Source organism: Saliphagus sp. GCM10025317 (assembly GCF_042663665.1).
Taxonomy (GTDB): Archaea; Halobacteriota; Halobacteria; order Halobacteriales; family Natrialbaceae; genus Natronosalvus.
The window spans coordinates 1,120,288-1,141,818 of sequence record NZ_JBHTAQ010000007.1 but is presented as its reverse complement, the minus strand read 5'-3'; the positions used below and the strand labels follow the sequence as shown (position 1 = coordinate 1,141,818).

26 protein-coding genes are annotated in these 21,531 nt (G+C 66.0%); 17 read left to right on the top strand and 9 right to left on the bottom strand.

Translation table 11 applies throughout. The features are described 5' to 3' along the window. Positions 1-60 precede the first annotated feature (60 nt). Positions 61-1,068 carry an ion channel gene (locus ACFQS4_RS20215; RefSeq protein WP_500195962.1) on the bottom strand — a complete coding sequence of 336 codons (1,008 nt, stop codon included), beginning with the start codon at positions 1,066-1,068 and terminating at the stop codon, positions 61-63. Between the two features lie 133 nt (positions 1,069-1,201). After that, entirely contained in the window at positions 1,202-1,804 is a 603-nt protein-coding gene (locus ACFQS4_RS20210; protein ID WP_500195960.1) for a DUF420 domain-containing protein, read from the bottom strand. Between the two features lie 350 nt (positions 1,805-2,154). Between ACFQS4_RS20210 and ACFQS4_RS20205 the strand changes: the two genes are divergently transcribed. From ACFQS4_RS20205 to ACFQS4_RS20195, 3 genes are all read left to right on the top strand, one after another. Beyond that, on the top strand, positions 2,155-2,937 hold the full coding sequence (locus ACFQS4_RS20205; protein WP_500195958.1) for a DUF7388 family protein: 783 nt from the start codon (positions 2,155-2,157) through the stop codon (positions 2,935-2,937). 96 nt (positions 2,938-3,033) lie between these two features. Next, a complete protein-coding gene (locus ACFQS4_RS20200) occupies positions 3,034-3,798 on the top strand; it encodes a creatininase family protein (RefSeq protein ID WP_500195956.1) in 765 nt (254 codons plus the stop codon). Then, positions 3,795-5,027: an NAD(P)/FAD-dependent oxidoreductase gene (locus ACFQS4_RS20195; RefSeq protein ID WP_500195953.1), complete on the top strand. Its 1,233-nt coding sequence runs from the start codon at positions 3,795-3,797 to the stop codon at positions 5,025-5,027. The genes ACFQS4_RS20200 and ACFQS4_RS20195 overlap by 4 nt, the downstream gene beginning before the upstream one ends. 44 nt (positions 5,028-5,071) lie before the next feature. Here the strand turns inward: ACFQS4_RS20195 and ACFQS4_RS20190 are convergent, their stop codons facing one another. Continuing rightward, a complete protein-coding gene (locus ACFQS4_RS20190; protein ID WP_500195951.1) occupies positions 5,072-6,079 on the bottom strand; it encodes an NAD-dependent epimerase/dehydratase family protein in 1,008 nt (335 codons plus the stop codon). A gap of 86 nt (positions 6,080-6,165) precedes the next feature. On the opposite strand from ACFQS4_RS20190, the gene ACFQS4_RS20185 reads away from it, so the two are divergent. Beyond that, the gene (locus tag ACFQS4_RS20185) at positions 6,166-6,843 is read left to right on the top strand and encodes a helix-turn-helix domain-containing protein (RefSeq protein ID WP_500195949.1); all 678 of its coding nucleotides are present in this window, start codon (positions 6,166-6,168) and stop codon (positions 6,841-6,843) included. A gap of 45 nt (positions 6,844-6,888) precedes the next feature. Here the strand turns inward: ACFQS4_RS20185 and ACFQS4_RS20180 are convergent, their stop codons facing one another. Both ACFQS4_RS20180 and ACFQS4_RS20175 read right to left on the bottom strand, forming a co-directional pair. Further along, positions 6,889-7,392, bottom strand: a complete 504-nt coding sequence (locus tag ACFQS4_RS20180) for an Hsp20/alpha crystallin family protein (protein ID WP_500195946.1) — start codon at positions 7,390-7,392, stop codon at positions 6,889-6,891. A 159-nt stretch (positions 7,393-7,551) separates the two neighbouring features. Continuing rightward, positions 7,552-7,710, bottom strand: coding sequence for a DUF7559 family protein (locus ACFQS4_RS20175; RefSeq protein WP_500195942.1), 159 nt, complete (start codon positions 7,708-7,710; stop codon positions 7,552-7,554). Positions 7,711-7,766: 56 nt separating this feature from the next. Here ACFQS4_RS20175 and ACFQS4_RS20170 point away from each other — a divergent pair, with 56 nt between their 5' ends. The 3 genes from ACFQS4_RS20170 (at position 7,767) to ACFQS4_RS20160 (ending at position 10,223) form a co-directional block, all read left to right on the top strand. Continuing rightward, positions 7,767-7,904, top strand: coding sequence for a hypothetical protein (locus tag ACFQS4_RS20170; RefSeq protein WP_500195940.1), 138 nt, complete (start codon positions 7,767-7,769; stop codon positions 7,902-7,904). Next, positions 7,901-9,631, top strand: a complete 1,731-nt coding sequence (locus ACFQS4_RS20165) for a radical SAM protein (protein WP_500195938.1) — start codon at positions 7,901-7,903, stop codon at positions 9,629-9,631. The genes ACFQS4_RS20170 and ACFQS4_RS20165 overlap by 4 nt, the downstream gene beginning before the upstream one ends. 109 nt (positions 9,632-9,740) lie before the next feature. Beyond that, positions 9,741-10,223, top strand: coding sequence for a TRAM domain-containing protein (locus ACFQS4_RS20160; RefSeq protein ID WP_500195936.1), 483 nt, complete (start codon positions 9,741-9,743; stop codon positions 10,221-10,223). 202 nt (positions 10,224-10,425) lie between these two features. Here ACFQS4_RS20160 and ACFQS4_RS20155 read toward each other — a convergent pair whose 3' ends face one another. The 3 genes from ACFQS4_RS20155 to ACFQS4_RS20145 all read right to left on the bottom strand — a co-directional run bounded on the left by ACFQS4_RS20155 (position 10,426) and on the right by ACFQS4_RS20145 (position 12,413). Further along, positions 10,426-11,151 carry a YkgJ family cysteine cluster protein gene (locus ACFQS4_RS20155; RefSeq protein ID WP_500195933.1) on the bottom strand — a complete coding sequence of 242 codons (726 nt, stop codon included), beginning with the start codon at positions 11,149-11,151 and terminating at the stop codon, positions 10,426-10,428. Positions 11,152-11,187: 36 nt separating this feature from the next. Further along, complete coding sequence (locus ACFQS4_RS20150; protein WP_500195929.1) at positions 11,188-12,024, bottom strand: MBL fold metallo-hydrolase; 837 nt, start codon at positions 12,022-12,024, stop codon at positions 11,188-11,190. Between the two features lie 107 nt (positions 12,025-12,131). Then, a complete protein-coding gene (locus tag ACFQS4_RS20145) occupies positions 12,132-12,413 on the bottom strand; it encodes a MarR family transcriptional regulator (protein WP_500195926.1) in 282 nt (93 codons plus the stop codon). A gap of 135 nt (positions 12,414-12,548) precedes the next feature. Between ACFQS4_RS20145 and ACFQS4_RS20140 the strand changes: the two genes are divergently transcribed. Further along, complete coding sequence (locus ACFQS4_RS20140; protein WP_500195923.1) at positions 12,549-12,953, top strand: PPOX class F420-dependent oxidoreductase; 405 nt, start codon at positions 12,549-12,551, stop codon at positions 12,951-12,953. A 32-nt stretch (positions 12,954-12,985) separates the two neighbouring features. Here ACFQS4_RS20140 and ACFQS4_RS20135 read toward each other — a convergent pair whose 3' ends face one another. Further along, positions 12,986-13,123: a thioredoxin domain-containing protein gene (locus tag ACFQS4_RS20135; protein ID WP_254157691.1), complete on the bottom strand. Its 138-nt coding sequence runs from the start codon at positions 13,121-13,123 to the stop codon at positions 12,986-12,988. A gap of 91 nt (positions 13,124-13,214) precedes the next feature. On the opposite strand from ACFQS4_RS20135, the gene ACFQS4_RS20130 reads away from it, so the two are divergent. From ACFQS4_RS20130 to ACFQS4_RS20090, 9 genes are all read left to right on the top strand, one after another. After that, complete coding sequence (locus ACFQS4_RS20130) at positions 13,215-13,919, top strand: class I SAM-dependent methyltransferase (RefSeq protein WP_500195920.1); 705 nt, start codon at positions 13,215-13,217, stop codon at positions 13,917-13,919. Between the two features lie 87 nt (positions 13,920-14,006). Further along, on the top strand, positions 14,007-14,951 hold the full coding sequence (locus ACFQS4_RS20125; RefSeq protein WP_500195917.1) for a glycosyltransferase family 2 protein: 945 nt from the start codon (positions 14,007-14,009) through the stop codon (positions 14,949-14,951). A 70-nt stretch (positions 14,952-15,021) separates the two neighbouring features. Then, positions 15,022-16,215, top strand: coding sequence for a 5-(carboxyamino)imidazole ribonucleotide synthase (locus ACFQS4_RS20120; protein ID WP_500195914.1), 1,194 nt, complete (start codon positions 15,022-15,024; stop codon positions 16,213-16,215). Positions 16,216-16,251: 36 nt separating this feature from the next. Beyond that, the gene (locus ACFQS4_RS20115; protein ID WP_500195911.1) at positions 16,252-16,884 is read left to right on the top strand and encodes an AIR carboxylase family protein; all 633 of its coding nucleotides are present in this window, start codon (positions 16,252-16,254) and stop codon (positions 16,882-16,884) included. Positions 16,885-17,163: 279 nt separating this feature from the next. After that, complete coding sequence (locus ACFQS4_RS20110; RefSeq protein WP_312909212.1) at positions 17,164-17,577, top strand: NADH-quinone oxidoreductase subunit A; 414 nt, start codon at positions 17,164-17,166, stop codon at positions 17,575-17,577. After that, positions 17,574-18,278 (top strand): NADH-quinone oxidoreductase subunit B, encoded by a 705-nt coding sequence (locus tag ACFQS4_RS20105; RefSeq protein WP_253437324.1) that lies wholly within the window; start codon positions 17,574-17,576, stop codon positions 18,276-18,278. Before ACFQS4_RS20110 ends, ACFQS4_RS20105 begins: the two co-directional genes overlap by 4 nt. Then, positions 18,275-19,930 (top strand): NADH-quinone oxidoreductase subunit D, encoded by a 1,656-nt coding sequence (locus tag ACFQS4_RS20100; RefSeq protein WP_500195908.1) that lies wholly within the window; start codon positions 18,275-18,277, stop codon positions 19,928-19,930. The genes ACFQS4_RS20105 and ACFQS4_RS20100 overlap by 4 nt, the downstream gene beginning before the upstream one ends. After that, a complete protein-coding gene (locus tag ACFQS4_RS20095) occupies positions 19,927-21,045 on the top strand; it encodes a complex I subunit 1/NuoH family protein (RefSeq protein ID WP_500195906.1) in 1,119 nt (372 codons plus the stop codon). Before ACFQS4_RS20100 ends, ACFQS4_RS20095 begins: the two co-directional genes overlap by 4 nt. Beyond that, a complete protein-coding gene (locus ACFQS4_RS20090; protein ID WP_253437332.1) occupies positions 21,042-21,503 on the top strand; it encodes a NuoI/complex I 23 kDa subunit family protein in 462 nt (153 codons plus the stop codon). The genes ACFQS4_RS20095 and ACFQS4_RS20090 overlap by 4 nt, the downstream gene beginning before the upstream one ends. Positions 21,504-21,531 lie beyond the last annotated feature (28 nt).

The window sequence follows — 21,531 nt, the reverse complement described above, 5'->3', positions numbered from 1 at the left end:
TCGCCACCGGACGTGAGTCTCCACCGCGGAGGGAGCGGCGGCACTTCCGAGCGCCTCGAGTCACTCCTCCTCTCCTTCGACCGGCGGCCAGTACCAGGCGTCGGCCCTGACGACACCCAGAAGGTGCCGGCGCCGCGTTTCGGATTCCTCGAGGGTTTGCTCGAAGTCGTCGTTCGAGACCGTGTCGATCCCAGCCTCGCGCAGGCGGTCGAGATCCGGCGGCGGCGGGAGTTCCTCCGTTGGCTCGATGAACGCCGAGTCGAGCGTCTCGAGGTAGTCGTCCGTACTCGAGCGGGCGTGAGTGAGAACCGTCTGGTTTGGTCGGTTCTCCGCCTCGACGGCGTGGCGAAGCAGCGTGAGCGCCTCGTCCAGAATCGGCACTGCCATCGCGGAAGCCCGACCTCCCTGCTCGCTGTGGTAGTAGTGTAAGATCGGGTAGGACTTGTGCTGTTCGGCCAGCAGACTCAACTGCGTCGCGAGCGACTCGAGGGGGCGCTCGAGACCCTCGAAGGAGTCGCCGTCCCACCCCGCCCTGACGAATTCCTCGCTGCTGTTCCCCAGCCCCGTGACGTCGCTGGCGAACGATCGCTTTGAGGAGACGGCGCCCAGAACCGTGATCACGTAGGAGACGCCGAGGGTGACGAGCGCCATCCCCGTCGCCGTCGTGAACGAACTCGCGATCTCCCAGGTACTCGAGGTCGGCGCGTAGTCGCCGTTGCCGCTGGTGAACATCGTGTAGGCGACGTAGTAGAGCCGCCCCGCCCAGTCCGCCGGATTCCCGTTGCGTGTACTCACGAGGGCGACGTCGCCGCCGGCGAAGAGAAACGTCCAGCCGGCCCAGAGGAGGCCGATCCACATGGCGAGCGTGAGCGTGAGGATTAGCGGACCGGCCGTGCTGAGTGCTCGCGGCCGGCTCCGACCCACGACGCGAAGTATCCGCCAGGTGCCCGTCGTCAGATGCCTTGAGAGCGGGCCGGCGCCGCCGTCGACCCAGAGGGTCGTCCAGATGATGTCGACGATAACCGCGATCAGGAGAGCGGCGCCGAGACCGAGGTACAGCCATTGCATACCTCCTTTCACAACGCCGACATCCGTCAAAGGATCGCGTGACAATGCCCACTGTCGAACCCGCTATCCGGTCGACGATTGCTCGAGGCGACGACTCGAGTGCGCGAACCGACTGTCAGCGGTCAGTCGGCGATCAACCGACGACCAGCCAGCTAAACTCGTAACTGTAGACGTGGTCGAGCAATAGGTAGGTGACAACGCCGAGAACGAGGCTCAGGAGCCACGAGCCGGCGGCGAATCGTCCGACTCGAGCGTGGGCCGTCCGGCGCAGTTCCGCGGGGGTGTGCGTCAACCCGAGTAACAGCGCGTAGAGCACCAGCGGCACGGCGACGATCGACAGCAGGATGTGGATCGCGAGCATGAGCAGGTAGACGGTCCGCACGAGGTCTGGACCGACGAAAGACTTGGTCCCGCCGCCGCCCACCCGGATCAGGTAGACCACGAGGAAGAGGAGGATGAGCGCGAACGCGGTCATCATCGCCAGGCGGTGCTTCTCGACCTCGCCGTTACGAATCCAGTACCAGCCAGCGGCGAGAAACACCGTCGTCGTCGCGTTGATAAGTGCAATGACGCTCGAGAAGACGTTCACCTGTGCATTCGTCAGGTCGGGGTAGATGGGGAGGTCGAGCAGGAACGTTCCCAGGACGAGCCCGTAGCCGACGACCGTCAGGAGGATCGTCGCCCGGAGCGGGTTGTTCCTGATCCGCCGTTTCGCGGTCGCGGTTGCGGTGGCCATTGTCGGAGGTTTGGACGCGTTTCGTATCTGTCTTGCCCTTTCTCGGGGGCCGTCTGCTTCTCTCGATTCTCGACGCCCAACGACTCTGCTCTAGCAGTCTGTCTCGTACTATACTATATATTTCATAGTAATAAGTTCGTCGTCGGATCTGCCTCTCGAGGCGGCTCGAGCCCGGCACCAAAATCTCCGCAGCGTCCACTCACGTTGGCGCGCGGGTTCGCGGTCGCAATTGCGCGGAGCGCCACCTTTTTGCTCGCGTACCGCCCAGGACCGAGCACATGGTCGCACAGACGATGGATCGAGTTCCGCGTGTATTCTAGTTACTGCGCCGTCGAACAGGGTGATCGCCGATGCTGACGAGCAGCGCCGCCGTCGCGCGAGCGGGCCTCGACGGCATCGCCGTCAAACCCGCCGAGTGTGACGTCCTGGACGCCCGAGACGTCCCCGTCGACACGATCGCCGTCGACTACGAGGGACGAGACCACCTGCCGAGTGCCGAGGCCCTCGAGGCACTCGCCCGGACGGCCGACGTGCGGGTCACGGCGCCGGTCCGAGCCGACGGGTTCGACCCGCTGGGGGATGACTCCCTGCTCTCGGCGCTACCGGAAACCGTCGGCCGCGTCTTCGTCGCCGGTCACCCGGCCTACCTGACCGAAGCCGAACGCGAGCGGGCGGTCGCCCCACGTCTCGGGGCCGCCCTTCAGGCCACACCGGAGGCCTGGGTCGGCACCGAGAGCGTCGAGCGCGTCGCGATGGCGACCGGCGCGACCCAGTACGACCTGCTCTCGCGGACGACCGAGCGCGAGCTCCGGGCCATCCGCGCGGCCGGCTTTGCGGGCGAAATCGCCGTCTACGCGCCGACGGTCCTCACCGACGACGAGGACGCCGTCCTGGACGCGGTCGGGGCCTACATCTCGAGGCGCCGGCCCGTCTCGCGAGCGCTGCCCGAGGGCGCATCCGTCGATTCGACGGCGAGCGGTCGAGCGCGGGAAGTGCTGCTGGCCGCCGCCGACGACTACGCCCTCGTGGGAACCGAACGCGAGGTTGCCCAGCGGACGGACGCGCTCCGGGAGGCGGGCGCGACCACGGTCGTCGGCTATCCGGCCCAGGGACTCGAGTCGCTGCTCGAGTGATTCTCGGCCCAAATCCACTTTCGACGGTTCGGCACGAGCCGACGTTTCAGCGAGAAACCACCTACACGTAAGTGTCCCGGACGCCCACGGTGGCACATGACACTGCTCGCCGAACAGACGACCACGGTGGCCGCCGACGCGCTCGAGGCCGCCGAGGTCGCCGTCCTCCCGACCGGGAGCACCGAACAGCACGGCCCGGCCCTGCCGCTGGGCATGGACCACATGGCCGCGCAAGCGTTCGCCCGGACGGCCGCCGACCGCGAGGACGCCGTCGTACTCCCGACCGTACCGGTCGGCGTCTCCGTCCATCACCGCCAGTTCGACGGGACGCTCTACGTCGCCGAGGAAACCTTCGAGCGCTACGTTCGGGAAACGCTTTCGAGCGTCGCCGAACACGGCGTCCGGAAGGCCGTCGTGGTCAACGGCCACGGCGGGAACTCGGCGGCGCTAAACCGGGTCGCCCGCACGCTCCGAGACCAGGAGACGGCCTTCACGCCGCCGTGGAACTGGTGGGACGGCGTGGGCGACCTCGCCGACGACCTCTTCGACGAGAACGGCGGCCACGCCGATGCCATGGAGTCGAGCGTCCTCTGGCACGTCCGCGAGGACCTGATCCGACCGAACCGACTCGAGGAGGCCGAATCGGGCGCCAGCGAGGGCTGGGGCGAGGCGGTCCACGGCGCGAACGTCGGCTTCGACACCATCGACTTCTCGGAAACGGGCGCCGTTGGGAAGCCGACCCAGGCCGACCCAGAGAAGGGCGAACGGCTGTTCGAGGCCGCCAGCGACGAACTCCACGCGCTGATCGACTGGCTGGCCGAGCGGTCGCTCGAGGACTGCTGGCCCGCGGATCACGTATGAGGGGGAACGGACGCGGTAACGCGAAAAACGAGGTACCTGAAACGACCCCCGAACTCGCCGTCGGCGCCGACGCCTTCGTCGACCGCGGCGCCGGCCTCGAGGTCGCCGTCGTCGGCGCCGGCGCCGTGGGCGTGACGGCCGCCTACGACCTGGCAAGCGAGGGCGCCGACGTCACCCTGTACGAGAAGGGACAGGTCGCCAGCGGCTCGAGCGGCCGCGCCGCCGGCGTCTGTTACAACGCGTTCGCCGACGACCTCGACGCCGAAATCGGCGCGGCGGCGATCGAGCGCTTCCGGTCGCTCTCGAGCGACGACACCTTCCCCTTCGTGGAGTGTCCGTACGTCTGGCTCGCCCGCCAGGGCGACGAGCGGCGAGCAGCACACATCCGGGAGGGGATCGAGGCGATGCAGTCTCGAGGGGTGGTGGCCCTCGAGGTCGGCTCCGACGAACTCGCCGAGCGCTTCCCGAACCTGCGAACCGACGACGTCGCCGTCGCCGGCATCGCCGGGGCCGCGGGCTACACTGATCCGGCTCGGTACACGGCCTGTCTCGCCGCCGCGGCCAGCGGCGCCGGCGCGTCCATCGAGACGGACACCCCGGTCGAGGTTCGCGTCGATCCGCCGCGTGTGGTTCCCGAGGGAGAGGGCACGGAACGCGAGTTCGACGCCGTCCTGGTCGCCGCCGGCGGGCACACGAAGGCCATCCTCGAGGCGGCGGGACTCCCCATCGCGATGAAGCCCTACCGCGTCCAGGCGATGACGGCGACCGGGGACCTCCCGGAGCCGATGTGTTACGACGCGACGAATGGCTTCTACGCCCGCCCGCATCCGGACGGACTCCTCGCGGGCAACGGCACCGAGGAACGCGAGATCGATCCCGACGACTACGAGCGAGGAGCGAACCCCGGATTCGCCGACGAACTGTGCGAGCGCGTCGCCCACCGGTTTCCCGAGGCCGAACTGGATGGGGCGAAGACCACTCGCGCCTGGGCCGGCGTCTGCACCGCGACGCCCGATGGGGACCCGCTCGTGGGCGAACGCCACGACGGCCTGTACGTGGCGACGGGGTTCCAGGGTCACGGCTTCATGCGCGCGCCGGACATCGGCGCCAGAATCGCGGACGAAATCCTCGGTGGCGAGGGAATCGACGCGTTCGATCCCACCCGATTTTCGGGAACCGAATTGTTCGACGTCGTCGAGGGAATGACCATCGAGGACGAACCGCGGTAATTCGACGAGGACTAACCCGTTTCTCGGACTGCAGGTAGGAGTTCTCAGGCGACCTTCTCGCCCCTCGGTCCTGGTTTCGCCCCGAGTTCCACACCGAGTTCGGCGAGCGTTCCGTCGGACTCCCAGGTCTCGATGACCTGCTTCAGGCCGTCTCGGTGGGTTGAATGCTCCGGCTCCCAGCCGAGTTCGCGCTTCGCCTTCGCGTTCGTCGTCGGCATCGGACTGGTCATCATTCTGACGGTGACCTCCCCGACGAACACTCGGGCGAGCCACCCCGGAATTCGACGCGGCTTCCCGGCTCCCAACAGCGCCGCAAACGTCTCGAAGAACGCGGCGCCGGTGGCCGGTTCGTCGTCGACGACGTGGTAGCGCCCGCTCGCTTCGGCGGCGACGGCCGCGACGAACGCCGCAGCCGCATCGTCGGCGTGGACGAACGAGAGTTCGGCGTCCCGTCGACCGAGCAAACCGCCGCCGACGATCGGGAGCCTGCCCTCGAGCAGACCTTCGGCCCAGGAGCGCGTATCCCTCGCATCGGGGGCGTAGAAGAACCCGCACCGGAGGATTGCCACGTCGAAGCCGTCCGTATTGGCGCGTCGCTCGAGGAGGTCCTCCACCTCGGCGGCCGATCGGGTCGCTCGGTCGGGGTGGCGGTCGGCCGTCTCGTCGAACTGAGAGCCGTCGGGCTGTCGAGCGACCCAGACGACGCTTGGAAAGAGCACCTGCCGAAGCGAGGACGGGCTGGCCTCGAGCAGGTTCCTCACTCCCTCGAGTCGCACGCGGTCGTTTCTGGCCCACTCCTCGTCGGTCGGCCTGGTCGAACCTGGGATAGCCGTCGCGGCGTGAATGAGCACCTCGACGTCGTCGTCGATGGCACGCTCGAGCGACTTTGGCTCGAGGACGTCCCCCCGTCGTGGGGTTCCTCCGCGACGCTCGACGATGCGTTCGCCAGCGCCGTCCCTGGCCAGCCCGACGACCTCGTGATCGCGCTCCGCGAACCGTTCGACGAGCCGACGACCGAGAACGCCCGTGGCACCCGTGATAAACACCTTCATGAGACGAACGGTCGCGCCGGCGAGACGAAACGCTGTCGCCGGATGCGCACGGGGGGTTTAAGTCGAGCGTCGGTCGATAGCGTCGCATGAAGCACGTTCGCGTCCGCATCACCGCCCACGGCCGCGAGGGGGAGATCCATCCAATGTACGACCTGTGGGCCAACGCCCCCTTCGTCGATCGGGCAGTCGCCCTCCAGTGGAATTTTACGGGCGACGCGCTGGGCATCCTTCACTACGCCCTGGGCGATGCCGACGCCTTCGAGGCGACGGTCGCGGACGTTCCGGAGGTCCTTGATTACGACCTCGTGCGCGACGGCGTCGACGCGTTCTACGTCTACGTCAGAGACGACACGACCGACGCGCTTGGCGAGTTGTTCGACCCCGTGACGCAGGGTGGACTGGTCGTCATCCCGCCGATCCGCTATCGCGAAGACGGCTCGGTGGCGTTCTCGATATTCGGCCCGGACGCCGAGATACAGGCGGCCATCGAGGCCGTCCCCGATCCGATCGACGTAACCGTCGGGGGGATCGGTGGGTTGCGCGCGACTGCTCCGGCCGTCGAAACGCGACTCAGCGAACGGCAGCGCGAAGCGATTCGAACCGCGATCGAACTCGGCTACTACGAGGTCCCGCGCGAAACCGATCACCGAAAGATAGCCGCGGCGCTCGAGTGTGCGCCGAGCACCGCGGCCGAGCACCTCCGGAAAGCCGAGTCGACGATCGTGACTACTGCGGTCGAGGACGGTTCTCGATCGATGCAGTGAAAAACGGCAGCGGGCAGCTTCGATACCTGCGTTCGGACGAGCGCGTTAGTCGTCGACGACGACCTGCTCGGCGCCCGGCTTGAGATCCGACGGCGCCATAGTGTCGGGATTCCCCTCGAGCGAGTCGTCTTCGGCGTCCGCCGGGGCTTCCTCGGCCCCGTCGCTGTCGATAGAGCCCTCCTTCGGAATCGTGATCTGCAGGGTGCCGACGTCGGTGAGCGTCGCGGTACCGGCGTCGGGGTTGACGAGCGCGTCGTCGGGCAGGGTCGTTTCGCCGTCGAGGGTCATCCCGCGACCGGGAAAGCGCATCTCGAAGCCGTCGTGGTACGCTCGATAGCGCTCGACTCGTACCTTGACGGTGCCGTCGATGTACCGGACCTGCAGGTCCCCGGGTTCGGCACCGGCGGCGTCGAAGACGACGAGATACGACTCCTCGCTCTCGAGGACGTCGACGGGTAGCGAACGGTGCTTCTGGACGTGGCTGCGTGCGCGACCGACCTGACGGTAGAGCGTGTCACCGACGGTTTCGCGCAGCGATCTGAGACTCACTTGTTGTCACCTCGCGGGGAGTGGGATGGGCGGCCTGTACGGGTGGGAGGGCTCCCCTGTATACCGCTACCACGTCCACCTTGTTATTCTTTTTGGATTTGCTAAATAAACGTCAGACAGTGTCCGGGTCGTTGACGTGACGAGAAACTCTGAGAGTGATTATAGTTCGATCTCCTCGAGACAGTCGGTCCCCCCACAGACCGGACACGAAAGGTCGCCAACGCCGTGGTCTTCGGGGACGTCGTAGGTGTAGTGGTTCTCGAACATGTCGAGGAAGCAGTCCTCGTCCGTGCACGCGATCTCCTTCGTCGGTGGCATACGCCACGGTAGCGCGGGCAGCGGTATCAAAGCACGGTTCGCGGCACCGGAGGCGAGTGAGCTACCCTCTCGTCGGGGGGATCACGAACGCCGGAACGGTCACCGTCGCGTTCGGGCGATCACGGACGCCGCAGCCGAACGCGACCCGCGGACAGTCACGGTTTTACGCCTCGAGGCGCTACCTCGAGCCATGACCGACCCCGAAACGCTCGCGGTGACCATCGTCGACGGCTACGTCGACGAACCGGCTCACTTCGGGGTCCCGCCGTACGTGTCGACGTACCCGCGGTACACGGCCGGGGCGCTCGTCGACGCCGGCGTTCCGCCCGAGCACATCACCTACCACACGATCGACGGCCTGCGCGAGGTTCCCGACCGCTGGCGGGACGTCGACGAGGCCGACCTCCTGATCTACCTCGGCGGGATGACCGTCCCCGGCAAGTACGTCGGCGGAACGCCCGCCGAACCCGACGAGGTCCGGAAACTGGCCTGGACGGCCGGCGGCACGAGCCTGATGGGCGGCCCCGTCAAATTCGGCGTCGGCGACGCCAACGAGGGGGCGACCGAGACCGAGCGCCAGGACCTGGACTTCGACTTCGTGGCCAAAGGCGACGTCGAGGCCGCCGTCTACGACCTCCTCGAGAGCGGCCTCGAGGGCTTCAACAACCGGATGCGCGACGTCCCGGAAGTCACGCGGTGGGCCCGGAAAGGTGCGTTCATCGTCGAACAGCACCCGAACCATCCCAACTACCTCATCTGCGAACTCGAGACTTCACGGGGCTGTGCCTACCGGTGTTCGTTCTGCACGGAGCCGCTGTACGGCAACCCCTCGTTCCGGCCGCCCGACTCCGTGGTCGACGAGGTCGACGCGCTCTCCGACTACGGCGTGAAACACTTCCGCCTCGGCCGGCAGGCCGACATCCTCGCCTACGGCGGCGACGGGGAGGCCCCGAACCCCGACGCCCTCCGGGCGCTCTACGGTGGGATCCGGGAAGTGGCTCCTGACCTCGAGACACTCCACCTCGACAACATGAATCCGATCACCATCGCGAACTGGCCCGAGGCCTCGCGGGAGGGGATTCGGATCATCGCCGAGCACAACACACCCGGCGACACGGCCGCGTTCGGTCTCGAGTCCGCGGACCCGGTGGTCCAGGAGGCGAACAACCTCAACGTCACTGCCGAGGAGTGTCTCGAGGCCGTTCGCGTCGTCAACGAGGAAGGCGGCTGGCGGCCCGGCGAACAGCCGGGGAGCGGCCCCTCGCTGCCGGCCGACCTCGACGCGAAGCCGCCCCACCTTCCGAAACTTCTCCCCGGCATCAACTTGCTCCACGGTCTGCTGGAGGAACGCGAGGAGACCTACGAACACAACCTCGAGTTCCTCCGGCAGGTCTACGACGAGGGGCTGATGCTCCGACGAGTGAACATCAGACAGGTAATGGCCTTCGACGGCACCGAGATGTCAGACACCGGGGCTTCGATTGCCAGGGAGCACAAGAAGCTGTTCAAGCGGTACAAGCGCGAGGTCCGCGAGACCGTCGACAACCCGATGCTCGAGCGCGTCGCGCCGGCCGGCACCGTGCTGTCGGACGTCCACCTCGAGTACCACCAGGACGGCCACACGTTCGGCCGCCAGCTGGGGACCTATCCCCTCCTGGTCGGCATTCCCGGCGAGCGCCCGCTGGGATCGACGATCGACGTGGCTGTCGTCGATCACGGCTACCGATCCGTCACGGGCGTCCCGTACCCGCTCGACCTCAACGCGGCGTCGATGGACGAACTGACGGCGATCCCCGGCATCGGCGACCGCACCGCGGGCGACATCATCGTCGATCGACCGCACGAATCGATGCCCGACCTCGAGTCAGCGGTCGACGTCTCGATGTTCGCGACCCTCTCTCAGCCCCCGGCACTGGACTGACGGTCAGCCCGAATCGAGGGCATTTCGGGCCAATCGAGTCCGTAATTGGGCAATATCGGTCGGTAGTACTATTACACATGCGATGCAGACTGAAATCGAGGGTCTACCTGTGGAAATATCTGAAAAACTCCTGTGTCTGTTTAGCACAGAAGTATCGGAAGAGGACGACCGCTACGTCATCGAAATACCGCGTCAGGAAATCGAAACGGGGGACGTCGAACCCGGAGAGGTGTTCCGCGTCGCACTTATCTCGCGCGAACGCGCGGCCTCGAGCGTCGATACCGACGCTGGAACCGCGAGCGGCGCGAGTGGGACCGGAACTGGAACCGGAACCGGGACTGGTGCAAACGGCTCGGGGACGGCGTCGTCACGAACGACCTCGCCGTCGGAACCACAACCACCGGTCGACGTCGGCGAAACCCGCTACGTCGAAATCGAAGACATCGGCAAGCAAGGCGACGGAATCGCTCGCGTCGAACGCGGGTACGTCATCATCGTCCCCGGTGCAGACGTTGGTGACCGCGTGAAGATCGAGGTCAGCGAAGTCAAGTCGAATTTCGCCGTCGGCGAGATTATCGAGGAGACCTTCTGATCGCTTTTCTCGAGATCACGTCCCGTTCAAGGTTCCGGTCGGCTACCAGCTATTGCCTACCAGCCGCCGGCTACCAGCTGCTGGCCACCAGTTATCGGTTATCACCGTCAAATATCGATTAACATCGGCGAGCGATTGCCAATGACCTGCCGTCAGCGGATCGCACTCGGCATCGAGCGACACCGTCCTACCGTGGTTCCGGTTACTCGTCCTCGAGTCGGCTCCCGTCCGGCCGTTTCGCCCCCTCCGAATCGTGGACGACGACTGCCTGGTCAGCGTCTGCGTCCGCGGGCGCGTAGTTCTCGACGACCGCAATCGCCTCCTCGAGTTCGCGAACGGCCCGAGTTTTCAGCGCGCGAGCGAGGTCTTCGGCCTCGCCCCTCGAAATATCGCGACCGAGCCCTTCGCACTCGTGCGCACGGACGATCCCGGCCTCGTCGACGGCGTCGCCCATCGGCTGGCTGGTTCCCGCGAGTGCAACGCTGAACGGGTATGTCTGACAGATCAACGGGCGATCCTCGTGGACGGTACAGGCGCCGACGCCGTTGTCCTCGGTGTAGAACGTACAGTCTCCGCAGTCGTCGGTCTGGAGCGCCCACTCGAAGGTCTCGCCCTCGAGTCCGTCCAGCCCCTCGGTCAGGCCGTAGGGCATCGGGCGGGCGACGTCGCGCCAGTCGTAGCTGCTGTCGTCGCCGTCACCGTCGCTCAACGCATCTCGGGATGCGTCATTCGATTCGCCGAGTTCGCGCACTTCGTCGGGAAACACCGTCGCAGTGTGTTCGTCCTCCCCGTGTCCTCGACAACACGCGCCACAGCGAGTACACTCGAAGCCGATGGACTCGATGGCCGTCGCCAGGTCGTCGACCGACAATGCGCGGGCACGCTCGAGTTCGTCCTCGAGCGACGCCGACGGTGATTCGCTGCTCACGGATACGTGTCGTCGGTGGCGCCAGCGGGGGATAAGTCACTCGTCACGCGCGTCCCGGCTTCCTGTCCCTGCCCCTCCCTCTCCAGCTCCACCCAGCACACCGGCCCGTTCACCGTCCCAGGTCACCACCCCCTCGACGGCGAGTTTCTCGAGGTGAGCCTCGACCGTCGCGCCAGCGAGATCCTGGACGCCGTCGAGCGGTTTGTCGTACGCCGCCTCGAGAATCGCGTCGATAGCCCGGGCGCCCCCGTCGACGGCCGCGAGGACGCGCCGCTCGCGCTGTTTCCGGCGCTCGAGGAGGTCAGCGAGCCGTTCGCGCGGGTTCTCGACGGGCGGGCCGTGTCCCGGATAGAGTCGCGAGGGGTCTCGAGCATAGAGCCGTCGAAGCGTACTCAGATACGCGCGCATATCGCCCTCGGGGGCGCCGACGGCGACGCTCCCTTCAGCGACGGCGCAGTCGCCGACGATCACCGCACCCGTTTCTCGCTCGACGAACGCGAGATGGTCCGAGGCGTGGCCGGGGGCGTCGAGAACCTCGAGGGCGCCGCCACCGACCTCGAGAACGTCCCCGGGAGTGAGGGCGGCGTCCGCTCGAACGCCCGTCGCGTCCTCGAATCGAGAGTCTCGTCCGTAGCGCGCCCAGACCGTCGCCTCGAGCTCGGCGGCGTACGACGAGACGGCGCCGACGTGGTCGGGGTGAGTGTGGGTGACCGCGACGTGCCCGACTCCGCGCTCGCGAACGGTTCGGTCGAGGTCAGGCGTTCGACCGGCCGGATCGACGAGAATAGCCGGGTCCTCGCCGACGACGTAGGCGTTCGTGTGGCCGCCGGGTGCCTGCGTCGAGACCGGGATCTGGTGGCGCGTAATCGTCATCGATTCACGGTTGGCACTCGGAGATGCTGAAAATGGCGGTGTCGGCGAGCGACACCGGGAGTATGGCAGGGTGGAGTTCGCAGTCGGTACGTAAGTGGGGTTCGCGATCAGTGCTGGAGGTAGTAGACCTGCTTGCGCGCGTCGCGGAAACTGTACCGCGAGTCCACCAGGTCGACTTCCTCGAGGCGGTTGAGCGCGTACCGGACGGTCCGGTCGGGCAGGAGCGATTCGTCGGCGAGTTGTCCCTGCGAGAGCGGGGAATCGGATTCGAGGACCTTCGCGACGAGTTTCGCACTCGGTGGCAGATCGCGGAGGCGGTCGCGGTATTCGGCCTCGGAGAGAACCTCCTCGGCGGCTACGGCATGGTCGTCAGCGGTACTCATGCTCATACCACACACGATCCGAGACGCAGTGGTAAACCTTCCCTATATGGGGATACGAACAATTGAGATTATAATAGGTGTTTAAGGCACATACCTATCCGGCGCCCGAGGACCTTTTTCCTGGCGCCTCGAGTCGAGCGTATGGAGTCCATTCCAGCGGCGTTCGCGGACCTCTTCGAACGGAAAACCGTCGCCCATCTCGCCACCATCATGCCAGACGGCACGCTGCAGGTGACGCCGGTCTGGATCGACCGTGACGAAGACGGCTACGTCCTCGTGAACACGGCCCGAAATCGCCAGAAAGAGCGAAACGTTCGCCAGAACGAAAAGGTCGGCGTCTCCATTCCCGATCCCGAGGATCCGTACCGGTACCTCTCGATTCGGGGGAAAGTCGAGGACGTGACGGCCGAGGGGGCTGTCGAGCACATCGACGAGTTGACCCGACGGTACTTCGAACGCGAGGAATACCCGCACCACGGCGAGGAAGTGGGCGAACGCGTTATTCTGCGGATTCGACCCGATCGCGTGGTCACGAACGGTGACTGACCCGAGACGCGCTCGAGTCGCCCGCTGCGATTTCAGAACCGTCCTGGTTCCCGGTAGGTGCCGAGGGCACCGTGGCAGTCGGGACAGTGCACGATCAGGAGGTCGCCAGTTTCGTGACGAACGAGCGCCGACGTTTCGACCGTTCGCTTGCAGTACGGGCACGTTGGCATACTATGTACTACGGTACCACGGCACAAAACTCGTTCTGTCGAACTGACTCCAGTATCGTTTTATCCTCCCGCCCGTGTAGATTCGCCCAGTGTGAAAGGACAGGAATGGTACCAGGCCGACGATATCGCCCAGGAGTACGACGAGAAGCGCTTCTCGCGTGGCGGTCAGTTGATCGATCGCCGGGAGAAAGCCGCCGTCCTCGACGCGCTCGGCCCGCTCGAGGATCAGGACGTACTCGAAATCGCCTGTGGTACCGGGCGATTCACGGTGATGCTGGCCCAGGAGGGGGCAAACGTCGTCGGGCTCGACATCTCCGCAGCGATGTTACAGCAGGGACGCCGAAAAGCGAAAGTCGCCGACGTCTCGGGAACGCTCGAGTTTCTCCGCGGCGACGCGGGCCGGCTTCCGTTTCCGGACGATCACTTCGATACCGTCGTCGCGATGCGCTTTTTCCACCTCGCGAACGATCCGGCGGCGTTCCTGAGCGAAATGAAACGCGTCTCACGAGAGCGGATCGTCTTCGACACGTTCAACCGGTTCAGCACGCGAAGCGTCTACAACTGGGCGCTGCCGATGGGGTCGCGACTGTACTCGAAGAGCGAAGTGAGCGTCTTGCTGGCGAAAAACGCTCTCGAACTGGTCGACGTCGAGGACGACTTCCTCGTCCCCTACGGACTCTATCGGGCGATCCCGAACGCGTTCGCCTCGCCGATTCGAACGATCGACCGGGCGATCGGTCGACTTCCACTGAGCGACCACCTGATGTCAGTCTCCTACTGGAACGTCAGGCTTTGAGACAGCGCCATCCGTCGTGTCGGCTGAACTGACTGTATCGACGCGAACCCGGTCTATTTTTAGTATCGGTGTCGTTTACACGTTCGTATGGACGCGACGCTCTCGGTGGTCGTCTCGACGCTGAACGACCGAGAGCGGTTGCTCTCGTGCCTGGACGCCCTCGCCGACCGGCTTCCGGCCTCGAGCGAAGTGATCGTCGTCAACGGACCGTCCTCGGACGGGACGACGGGGGCCGTCCGCGAGCGCGACGACGTCGACGTGCTCGTCGAGATTTCGGATCGCGCCCTCAACGTCTCGCGGAACGCGGGCCTCGAAGCGGCGACCGGGGACGTGATCGTCTTCCTCACCGGCGAGTACGTCGTCGAACCCGGATGGTACGACGCCCTCGAGACGGCCATCACCGGTCACGCGGAGGTCGTTACGGGCCCGATCCGGGGTCAAACGGATCGCGGCCCGCGAGGGACCGACTCGACGTCGATCGTCGGCCGATCGGTCACCCTCTTCGAGGGCGCCAACGTCGCGTTCGATCGAACGGTGCTCGAGGACCTCGACGGGTTCGACGAGTACGTGCCGACCGCGGGCGCCCAGGACTGCTCACATCGACTCGCCGGACTGGGCTTCGACGTGACCTGGCTCCCCGAGATGGCGGTCCGAAGCGAGGTCGGAACCGACGGCGGCACGCCCGACCGGGACTGGGGCGATCGGTACCAGTCGCTCGGCTACCGACTGACCAAGAACTACGGGCCCAGGCCGACCGCACTCGGTCGCCTCGTCTGTCGGGCGATCGCCGACGCTGCGGCCAGTGCTCGCGGCATCCTCGCGGGTGAGGGGACGCCGACGAACTGGCTCGGGAACGGTGTCGACGTACTCCAGGGGTCGGCCCGCGGCCTCGTCGACGGATTCCGAGCCCGCTACGACGACCGGACCCCGAGACGGAACCCGAACGGGGTCTCGACGCGCCACGATCGAGCCGTCCGCGTCTACGACCGCCGGTCCAGCGACGGCGAGAATCCGGACGCCGCTCCGGAGTGACCGAGACGGGCGAGCCGGCGCCGCGTACGGAGTGAGAATCCTTATACCTGACCGCTGAGAATCGCCGGACATGACGACTCTCGAGTCACCTGGCCCAACGATTGGCGTCGTCGGTGGCGGGCAACTCGGCCGGATGCTCGCCGAGGCCGCCTCGCCCCTCGGCGTCGACGTGATCGTCCTCGATCCGACACCCGACTGCCCGGCCGCGGGCGTCAGCCGCGACCAGCTCGTGGGGGACTTCGACGACGAGGCCCGCATTCAGGAGCTCGCCGAACGCGCCGACGTCCTCACCTTCGAGATCGAACTCGCCGACCAGGACGCCCTTGAGCGCGTCCGCGAGGAAACCGGCGTCCCCGTCCACCCCGATCCGGCGACGCTGCGGACGATTCACGACAAACTGATCCAGAAGCGCGAACTCGAGGCCGCCGGAGTGCCGGTGCCGCCGTTTCGGGCAGTCGGAGACGCCGCCGACGTTCGCGAGGCCATCGACGACTACGGCGCCCCAGTGATGCTCAAGGCCCGAACCGGTGGGTACGACGGGCGCGGCAACGTCCCCGTCGAGTCGAAAGCCGACGCCGAAGCCGCCCTCGAGGCCGTGGCCGGTCCGGCGATGGTCGAGTCCTTCGTCGACTTCGAGCGCGAGATTTCGGTCATCGCGGCTAAAGGCTACGGCGAGACGGCGACATTCCCCGTCGGGGAGAACGTCCACGAGGACGAGATCCTGCGAGAGACCGTCGTTCCTGCCCGCTCGAGCGACGCCGTGCTCGAACGCGCCCGCGGGGTCGCCGAGGACGTACTCGAGGTGATGGAGGGGCGCGGCATCTACGGGATCGAGTTGTTCGAAACCCGGGAGGGGGAGATTCTACTGAACGAAATCGCCCCCCGTCCGCACAATTCGGGCCACTGGACCATCGAGGGCGCCCGCACCTCGCAGTTCGAACAGCACGTTCGGGCGGTGCTGGGGTGGCCCCTCGGTTCGACCGCCCTTCGGGCACCGACGGTCTCGACGAACCTGCTCGCCGACGTCGAGGAGTCGCGACCGGCCGCCCTCGCCAACGTCGAGCGAATCCTCGAGGCGCCCGCCGCGAGCCTCCACTGGTACGGCAAACGGGAGGCCCGCCCGCTGCGCAAGATGGGCCACGTCACGGTGACCGCCGACGGCGACGAGACGCGCGAAGACGAGACCCACGAAGACGAGACGCGCGAGGACCTGCTCGAGCGCGCCCGCGGGCTTCGAGACACAGTGACGTTCGAAAGTCAGTGAACGCCTAACAGGAACTGGAACAGAAACACCACACAAATGGCAGACACCGTATCCGACCTCATCGACCGACTGCACCGCGAAGCCGACCAGGACCAACCCACCGAGGAGACCCCCGACGTGGGCATCGTCATGGGCAGCGACTCCGACCTCGAGGTCATGCTGACCGGCGGCCGGCGACCCGGCGCCTACGACGCCCTCGTCGGCGAACTCGACTTCGGCGAACAGACCGACTACGAGAACCCGCCCGACGAGCGCTTCACCTTCGAGACCTACGTCACCTCCGCCCACCGCACGCCCGACCTGATGGCGGCCTACGCCGAGACGGCCGAGGACCGCGGCCTCGAGGTGCTCATCGCTGGCGCGGGCGGGAAGTCCGCGGACCTGCCGAACATGACGGCCTCCATCGCCTACCCCCTGCCCGTCATCGGCGTCCCCGTTCAGGAGAAGTCCGTCGACAGCGTGATCGGGATGCCGACGGGCGCCCCGCTCACGGCCGTCGACGCGGGCAAGTCGTTCAACGCGGCGCTGTCGGCCGCCCAGATACTCGCCCGCCAGCACGACGAGATTCGCGAGCGGCTGGTGGCCTACCACGAGAACCTGCAGCTCGAGGTCGGTGCCGTCTCGAAGCGGCTCCACGACGGCGGCGTGAGGGCCTACCGGGAGGAGTAGCCGGCGACCGTCGGGTGGCCACTCGTCGGACCGGACCGAGGCCGCGCCTCGACACCGATGGGTGGCCGCTCGTCGAACCGCACCGAAGCCGCACCTCGAGCGACGGCACACCGGCCGCATTCCGCCGTTTTTTCGCGCCTCGACGGCGAGGACCGTTCGGGGCGTCTGACTCTCACTCGAGCGATCCGTTCACAGGGGGCTCCAGCGGGTCGAAATCGGGCGAAAAATAAAGAATCAACCCTTATATGGGTGCGTTTCCAACCCCCGAACGTTACGGAGATGAACGATTGGATAGCTATCGGGGCGCTGGCGCTCGTGGGGCTACTGATTCCGCTCAGCATGATGGCGGCATCGTACCTCTTGCGGCCGACCGTCCCCGAGACGAGTAAACGTGCCACCTACGAGAGTGGCGAGGTGCCGACCGGCGGGACGCGCATTCGGTTCAACATCCAGTACTACATGGTTGCGATGCTTTTCCTCGTTTTCGACATCGAGACCGTCCTGCTGTTCCCCTGGGCAGTCACCTACGCCGATGCGCTCGGAGCCGAGGAGTACGGACTCGCGTCTACACTGGGTCCGATGTTGCTCTTCGTCGCCATCCTCGTCGTCGGACTCGCGTGGGCCTGGCGCAACGGTGCCGTACAGTGGGCGAAATCGCCCCAGCAGGTCGAATCCGAGGTCGATCGACCATGAGTAACCAACCAACCCAACAGATCTACGAAAGTACCGCTCCCTCGACGGCGGATCGCGACGCCCGCATGGGTGCCGGCGTCGACGCCAGGATGAATTCGAAGCTCCGGGAGGCATTCGGAGCATCGCCGTTCATTCTCACCAAGTTCGACCAGTTCATGAACTGGGTCCGAGGGTCGTCGATGTTCATGCTGCAGTTCGGAATCGCCTGCTGCAGCATCGAGATGATTCACACGTACGCGATCAAACACGACCTCGACCGATTCGGGGCCGGCGTCCCGCGCGCGTCGCCGCGACAGGCAGACGTCATGATCGTCCCCGGGACCATCGTCTCGAAGTTCGGACCGCGCATGAAGCGCGTCTACGACCAGATGCCTGAACCCAAGTTCGTCGTCGGCATGGGCTCGTGTACGATCTCCGGCGGCCCGTTCCAGGAAGGGTACAACGTCGTGAAAGGCGCCGAGGAGATCATTCCGGTCGACATCCACGTTCCAGGCTGCCCACCGCGCCCGGAGGCGCTCATCTACGGCGTCGCCAAACTCCAGGAGCGCATCGCCAACGGCGAGTCCTCGCCGGTCGTCGTCAAACCCTACGAACTCGAGGAGTTCGGCGACCTGCCACGGGACGAACTCGTCGAGAAACTGGCCGCCGAGATCGACGAGGAGGACCTCGTCATGCGGTACAACTGGGGTGACTCGCCATGAGCACCGGACTCGAACCCCGAGGAGGCCTCGAGGTCACCGAGGACGAACTCGAGGCGCTGATCGGTGATCGCGCGCTCGCGCGAGACGACCACATGAACGCGCCCGGCTTCGTTATTCGACCGGACGCCGTCCAGGACGTGCTCTTCGACCTCCGCGACGAGGCCGGCTTCGACTACCTCTCCTGCGTGACGGCCCAGCAGTACGCGGACCGTTACGAGTCTATCTACCACCTCAAAAAGTACGACGACCCGACCCAGGAGGTCAGTGTCGTCGTTCCGACGTCGACTGACGACCCCGTCAGCCAGACGGCCGAACCCGTCTTCCGGGCGGCCGACTGGGCCGAACGCGAGAACTTCGACCTCGTCGGCATCGACTACGAGGGCCACCCCGATCCGCGACGGATTCTCCTGCCCGAGACCTGGCAAGGACACCCGCTCTCGAACGATTACAACCAGGAGAAACCACAGGTCGTAACGCTGTCAGAACACGCCAACCCGCTCCTGCCCGACCATCAGGACTCGGACACGGACACGATGTTCCTGAACGTCGGGCCTCACCACCCGGCGACCCACGGCGTGTTACACGTCAAGACCGTCCTCGACGGCGAGACGGTCGTCGACGTCGACCCCGACATCGGTTACCTCCACCGCTGTGAGGAGCAGATGTGCCAGCAGGGAACGTACCGCCACCAGATCATGCCCTACCCCGACCGCTGGGACTACGTCTCGGCCGGCCTGCTCAACGAGTGGGCCTACGCCCGGGCCGTCGAGGACCTCGCGGACATCAAGGTCCCCGAGTACGCCCAGGTCATCCGGACGATGGGCGCAGAACTGTGCCGGATCGCCGCGCACATGCTGGCGCTCGGCACCTTCGCGCTGGACGTCTTCGGCGACTTCACCGCCGTCTTCCAGTACGCCTTCCGCGACCGCGAGGTCGTCCAGGACATCCTCGAGGACCTCACGGGCCAGCGGCTCATGTTCAATTACTTCCGCCTGGGCGGCGTCGCCTGGGACCTGCCGGAACCACGCGAGGAGTTCTTCGAGAAGACGCGGGACTTCCTCGACGACCTCCCTCAGAAGGTCTCGGAGTACGAAGACCTGATCGTCACCAACGAGATCTTCCAGATTCGTTGCGTCGACACCGGCATCCTCGAGCCAGAGGTCGCCAAATCCTACGGCGCGACCGGCCCGACCGCTCGCGGCTCCGGGGTCGACATCGACCTCCGGCGGGACGACCCCTACGGCTACTACGAGAACCTCGAGTGGAACGTCATCACCGAGGACGGAATGGACAACTACTCGCGCGTGCTCGTGCGCATGCAGGAAGTCGAGGAGAGCGCGAAGATCATCGAACAGTGTGTCGACATACTCGAGGACTGGCCCGAGGACGACCGGGAGATCCAGAGCAACGTCCCCCGGACGCTCAAGCCGCCGGCGGACACGGAAGTCTACCGCGGCGTCGAAGCGGCCAAGGGTGAACTCGGCATCTACATCCGTTCGGACGGAACGGACAAACCCGGCCGCTTCAAGATCCGCAGTCCGTGTTTCCACAACCTCTCGGCGCTGCCCGAGATGACGCGCGGCGAGTACATCCCGGACCTGATCGCCTCGCTCGGGAGCCTCGACATCGTGCTCGGGGAGGTGGATCGATGACCGCGGCGGGCCTGCCACCGCTCCAGAGCGACAGCGGCGCCTTGCTCCCCGAGCGGCTCGGGGACCTGACCGGGCTCAACAACCTCGGATTCGGCGGCGAGCTGATCGCGACGTTACTCGCGGCGGCCCTCGTCGGCACGCTGATGCTCACGATGACGGCCTTCGCCGGTCCGTGGGCGAAACGAAAGATCACGGCCGCGTTCACCGACCGAATCGCGGTCAACCGAGTCGGTCCGTTCGGCCTGTTGATCATCGTCGCCGACGCCGTTCGTTTGCTCTCGAAGGAACTCATCATTCCCGAGAACGCCGACCGGCCAGCTTTCGACCTCGCACCGATCCTCATCGCCGGGTCCGCGCTGCTCGGCTTCGCCGTCATCCCGATGGGATCTGGCATCCACCTCGCGGACCCCGAGGTCGGGCTGGCGTACGTCTTCGCCGTCGCCGGCATCGCCAGCGTCGGCCTCGTGATGGCCGGCTACGCCTCCGCGAACAAGTACTCGATGCTCGGCGGCCTGCGCGCAGTCGCCCAGAACGTCGCCTACGAGATTCCGCTCGTCGTCACGGGGATGTCCGTCGTCATCTTCGCCGGCACCCTGCAGATGAGCGAGATCGTGGCCGCACAGGCCGAGACGCTGGTCAGCCTCGGCGGCCTCGACATCCCGATGTGGTACGCGTTCGTCAACCCGTTCGCGTTCGTCCTCTTCGTGGCGGCGAACGTGGCGGAGGTCGGCCGTAACCCGTTCGACACGCCCGAGGCACCGACCGAACTCGTCGCTGGCTACCAGACCGAGTACTCGAGCGTCTACTTCGTCCTGATCTACCTCGGGGAATTCATCCACATCTTCCTCGGTGGGGCGATCATCGCGACGATCTTCCTCGGTGGTCCGGCCGGCCCGGTGCTGCCGGGTATCGTCTGGTTCACCATCAAGATCTGGGGCGTCTTCCTGTTCACCCAGTGGCTCCGCTCGGCGCTTCCGCGCGTCAGAATCGATCAGCTCATCGAGATCGGCTGGAAGGGGATGCTCGTGCTCGCCTTCGCCAACCTGGTGTTCACGGCGATCATCGTGGGTCTCCTCGAGACCGATCTCGCCCTCGCGATGGTGATCTTCCCATGATCGGACTCCTCAAATCCATGGCCACGACGATGAAACACGCACTGGACGGCAACACCTTCACGGTGGAGTACCCCGAGACGACACCGGACGTCTCGCCGCGGTTCCGCGGCGTCCACAAGTTCAGCCAGGAGCGCTGTATCTGGTGTCGCCAGTGTGAGAACGTCTGCCCGAACGACACGATCCAGATTGTCACGGACGCCCAGCGAAACGGCGAACAGTACAACCTCCACATCGGCCAGTGCGTCTACTGCCGACTCTGTGAGGAGGTCTGTCCCGTCGACGCCATCTTGCTCACCCAGAACTTCGAGTTCACGGGCGACACGAAACACGACCTCGTCTACAACAAAGAGCAGCTGAAGGCCGTCCCGTGGTACAAGGACATCGATCCGCTCGAGTCCCGGGAACCCGACCGCGGCGGCTGGATCGGCGAGGGTGAAGGAGAGGTCGACTACCAGTAACACCAGTTAGAGACCAGCCCATCTCGAA